This is a genomic window from Microbacterium sp. (genome assembly GCF_036566905.1).
GTDB lineage: Bacteria > Actinomycetota > Actinomycetes > Actinomycetales > Microbacteriaceae > Microbacterium.
Genome location: NZ_DATCVK010000047.1, coordinates 1 through 4,290, shown reverse-complemented (window position 1 = coordinate 4,290; position 4,290 = coordinate 1). Strand labels below are relative to the sequence as shown.

Below are 4,290 nucleotides of genomic sequence, written 5' to 3'. Positions count from 1 at the left end.
ACCCTCGGGGCGGACGTCGTGGTCGATTACCGCACCCAGGATTTCGAAAAGGAACTGTCCGGCTACGACTTCGTCCTGGACTCGCTCGGCGGGGAGAACCTCACCAAGTCACTGCGCATCCTCAAGCCCGGCGGGAAGGCGATCGGAATCTCCGGTCCGCCGACACCCACGTTCGCGAAGCAGGCCGGACTGAACCCGGTGCTCCGCCTAGCGGTCGCCGGCCTCAGCAAAAAGATCCGCAGCCAGGCGAAGAAGGCCGGAGTGAGCTACGAGTTCCTGTTGATGCGGGCCAACGGCGAACAACTCCGTCAAATCGCCCAGCTCGTCGACGATGGGGCGATCCGCCCCATCGTCGGCAGGACGTTCCAATTCGAACAGACCCCGCAGGCCCTGCAGTCGCTGGCCGCCGGCGGTATCCGCGGCAAAGTCGTCATCACCGGCCCCTAACCCTGGCCCATTCAACACCAACACCACCCAAGGAGAAACCCTCATGAGTACCACCGGCGAACCCGTCATCACCTCATACGCGAAAGCACCAGCGAAGACCCTCCGGGCCGGCGGCATCACCTTCGCCTACCGCGAACTCGGCCCGAAGGAAGAGATCCCCGTGGTGTTCTTCGTGCACCTGGCCGCGACCCTGGACAACTGGGACCCACGCATTGTCGACGCGATCGCGAAGACCCGCCGCGTCATCACGTTCGACCAGCAGGGCGTCGGCGCCTCCAGCGGCAACGTCCCGGGCACCCTCGAGGAGGCCGCGGATGACGCCTACACCTTCATCACCCAAGGTCTCGGTTACGACAAGATCGACATCTTCTCCTTCTCCATGGGCGGAATGATCGCGCAAGACGTCGTCGTCAAGCACCCGGAGCTGGTGCGCAAGCTAGTGCTCACCGGCACTGGGCCTCGCGGCGGGAAAGACATGGACAAGGTCGTCGGTGTCACCTACTGGGACATCTTCCGTTCGGTGATCACCCGTTCGGATCCGAAGGAGTTCCTGTTCTTCAACCGCGACACGGTCGGCAAGCAGGCCGGGAAGGCGTTCGTGGAGCGCCTGAAGGAACGCACGATCGATCGCGACCAGCCGATCAAGAACAAGGCGTTCAGCACCCAACTCAAGGCGATTCAGCGCTTCGGACGCTCCACGCCGTCCGACCTTTCGATCATCACGCAGCCCACGCTGATCGCCAACGGCGACAACGACCGCATGGTTCCCTCCGTGCTGTCCGAGGACCTGCACCAGCGGATCACAGGAAGTGAGCTGATCATCTACCCCAATTCCGGGCACGGCGGGATCTTCCAATACTGGGAAAAGTTCGCCCCCATCGCCGCGAATTTCCTCGCTCCGTAACCCCCATCGAGAGCACACGAGACGAACGGAAGGAATGACCATGAGCGAGACCACGACGACGAAACCAGACGTGTCGAAGCACTTCACGTCCTCGATCCTGCTGTGGATGCGCACCGACAAACCCCGCCCGGTCGGCATGGACCGTTGGAAGGGACCGCACTCCGGCATCATCGCAGCCACTCCCGGCCTCTATGAGTACCGGCAGATCCACCTCGCCGAGAACAACCCCGGCCGCTGGCCCGAGACTCCCGGTGTCGAGACGACGATCCCCGACGATCGGAAGATTGACGGGATCGCGGAAGTCACCTTCGAGAGTGCACTCTCCCCGCTGGCGGGACGCAAGCAGACGGCGCTGGCGTTCGAGGACGAGATCAACATCTTCCGCCGCACCCTTCTACACGCGGGCCCTCCCGGAACCTCCCGCTGGTACGACGTCGCCCCAGGTCAGAAGCCCGGCTCGCGGGCAATCATCTACCTGCGCCGTGGCAAGGACGAAGGTGCCGTCGGGTTCCACAGGTTCCTCAAGAAGGAGCTCACCCCCGCGCTCATCGCGACCGGGGTTCTGAAAGAGCTGCGCACGCAGGTGTTCTTGCCGTGGAACGAGAAGACGTGGGACACCCCGAACGTCGCGCACGACAACCCCGAGGACCAGCACCTGCACGCCTCCGTGATCGTCGGGTTCGCCGACGATCACGCTCGCGAAGCGTTCTACACCGAACACGCCGGACACCTCACCGAGCTGCTCGCGCCGCACGTGTCCGCGGTCCACGCCTACGACGTGGAGGCCGCACTCACCTACGTGAAGAACGGTGAGGTCCTGCCTCACTACGAGGCTTGACCTGCCCAGGCGGGGATCGATCTCGGTGATTACAGGGTCGGCGGAGCTGGGTCGCGCACCCTCGCCAACGGACTCGCGCAAGGCCCGGATCTCCCCGCACGGGCGCACCATCGTCTACGTCATCCGATAAACCCCATCACTGTGGATGCTCACACTTCAGTGGATCACCCGCTGCACCCCCACTCTAGAAGGAACCATGCTCATGACTGAAGCTGTCATCGTCGACGCCGTCCGCACCCCGCTCGGGAAAGGCAAACCAGGCGGCGCCTACTCCGAGATCCACCCCGTCGATCTGCACGCTGTCCCACTGCGCGCGCTCGTGGAACGCACCGGCATCGACCCGGCCGTCATCGACGACGTGATCAGCGGCGCGGTCGGGCAGGTCGGCGAGCAGGCAGGGAACACTTCCCGGTGGGCGCTCCTGGCCGCCGGGTACCCCGAGAGCGTGCCCGGGGTGACCGTGGATCGGCAGTGCGGGTCGAGCCAGCAGGCGTTGCACTTCGCCGCGCAGGGCGTTATCGCCGGCGCCTACGACATCGCGGTCGCCTCCGGTGTCGAGTCCATGTCCCGCATCCCGATCGGGTCGCAGTTCGCCGGGAAGAACTTCGCCGGACCCACCGTCGCCGAACGGTACGCGCCGGGGCTCATCCCACAGGGCATCTCGGCGGAGCTGATCGCCGCGAAATGGGGCTTCTCCCGCGCCCAGCTCGACGACTACGCCGCTTCCTCCCACCAGCGCGCCGCACAGGCCTGGAAAGACGGCCGCTTCGCCGGGGAGACCGTTCCTGTGAACCAGCTCGATGTCGACGAGACCATCCGGCCCGACACGACGAACGAATCCCTCGCCGGGCTGCGCCTGGCATTCCAGGACGAGGCGTGGGAGCAGCGGTTCCCTCAGATCGATTGGAAGGTCACCGCGGGCAACAGCTCACCGGTCAACGACGGCGCCGCGGCCCTGCTCGTCACTTCACGCGAAGCCGCCGAACGGTACAGCCTGCGCCCCCGTGCACGCGTACATTCTTTCGCCGTTGCCGGGGACGACCCGATCATGATGCTCACCGGGATCATCCCCGCCACCAGGAAAGTGCTCGCCCGCGCAGGACTGAGCATCAATGACATCGACGCATTCGAAGTGAACGAGGCGTTTGCGTCCGTGGTGCTCGCCTGGCAGGCCGAAACCGGGGCGCCGCTGGAGAAGGTGAACATCAATGGCGGAGCGATCGCGATCGGCCACCCCCTTGGCGGGTCCGGTGCGCGCCTGGCCGCCACGCTGGTGAACGTGCTCGAACAGAGCGGTGGCCGTTACGGCCTGCAGGTGATGTGCGAGGCCGGCGGGCAGGCCAACGCCACCATCATCGAACGAGTCTGAGTGTCCTTCCTGCGACGTGCCCGGTCTCGTATGAGACCGGGCAGTCTGTCGAGATAGAAGTAGAGCCACCACCGTTATCAACGCGGCCAGCGTGATCGCTGCGCGGCCGACAGCACGGCCCGGAGGGTGTCGAGTACGGCAGGGGTGTGGGGATCAGCGCGGCAGGATCGCGGCGACCTGGGTGCGGATGGCGTCGACGATCTCATCGATGCTGCTGTCAGTGTGTTCGCTGGAGGCCATAGTCAGGAACTGGATGGCTGAGATCACCCGGGCCAGTGTCGAGGCCTCAGGTGCAGAGAGCCGTGCCAGATCGGTAAGGATGCCGACGATGGCCTTCTCGGTTTGCGCGACGATAGACAGCGCTTCCGCGTGGTGGGGTTCGGTCGGGTCGCCGAAGACCATCTCCCGCAGGTAGGTGCGGCCGTTGCCGATCTGCACGCGGTTGCACGCCACGATCGGCGCGACCAACGCCATCACCCCGTCCAGGGAGTTCGACGCTCCCGCGGCCTCAATCCGTCCGCGCTCCAGCGCAGCAACATAGTGGGTGTTCTGCACCAGAAGCAGCAACTCGCCCTTGGTCTTCGCGTACAAGAACAGGGTGCCGGTGCCGATATCCGCCGCATCGGCGATCTGCTGGGTGGTGACCTCGTCCACGCCGCGCTCGGCAAAGAGCTCGTCGGCGGCCGTGATGATGCGTTCGAGCTTGGCCTGCTTGTTCCGCTCGCGTCGCCC

At 65.3% G+C, this 4,290-nt stretch carries 5 protein-coding genes; 4 read left to right on the top strand and 1 reads right to left on the bottom strand.

Features of this window, described 5'->3' with window-relative positions; genetic code table 11:
• The 4 genes from VIP82_RS04295 to VIP82_RS04280 all read left to right on the top strand — a co-directional run.
• Positions 1-447, top strand: a 447-nt coding sequence (locus VIP82_RS04295; RefSeq protein WP_331906047.1) for a zinc-binding dehydrogenase, incomplete at its 5' end; no start/stop codon positions are given.
• Between the two features lie 43 nt (positions 448-490).
• Complete coding sequence (locus tag VIP82_RS04290; RefSeq protein ID WP_331906046.1) at positions 491-1,351, top strand: alpha/beta fold hydrolase; 861 nt, start codon at positions 491-493, stop codon at positions 1,349-1,351.
• Between the two features lie 40 nt (positions 1,352-1,391).
• Positions 1,392-2,189, top strand: a complete 798-nt coding sequence (locus tag VIP82_RS04285) for a strictosidine synthase (protein WP_331906045.1) — start codon at positions 1,392-1,394, stop codon at positions 2,187-2,189.
• Between the two features lie 202 nt (positions 2,190-2,391).
• Complete coding sequence (locus VIP82_RS04280) at positions 2,392-3,558, top strand: thiolase family protein (protein ID WP_331906044.1); 1,167 nt, start codon at positions 2,392-2,394, stop codon at positions 3,556-3,558.
• Between the two features lie 153 nt (positions 3,559-3,711).
• Here VIP82_RS04280 and VIP82_RS04275 read toward each other — a convergent pair.
• Positions 3,712-4,290, bottom strand: a 579-nt coding sequence (locus tag VIP82_RS04275) for a TetR/AcrR family transcriptional regulator (protein ID WP_331906043.1), incomplete at its 5' end; no start/stop codon positions are given.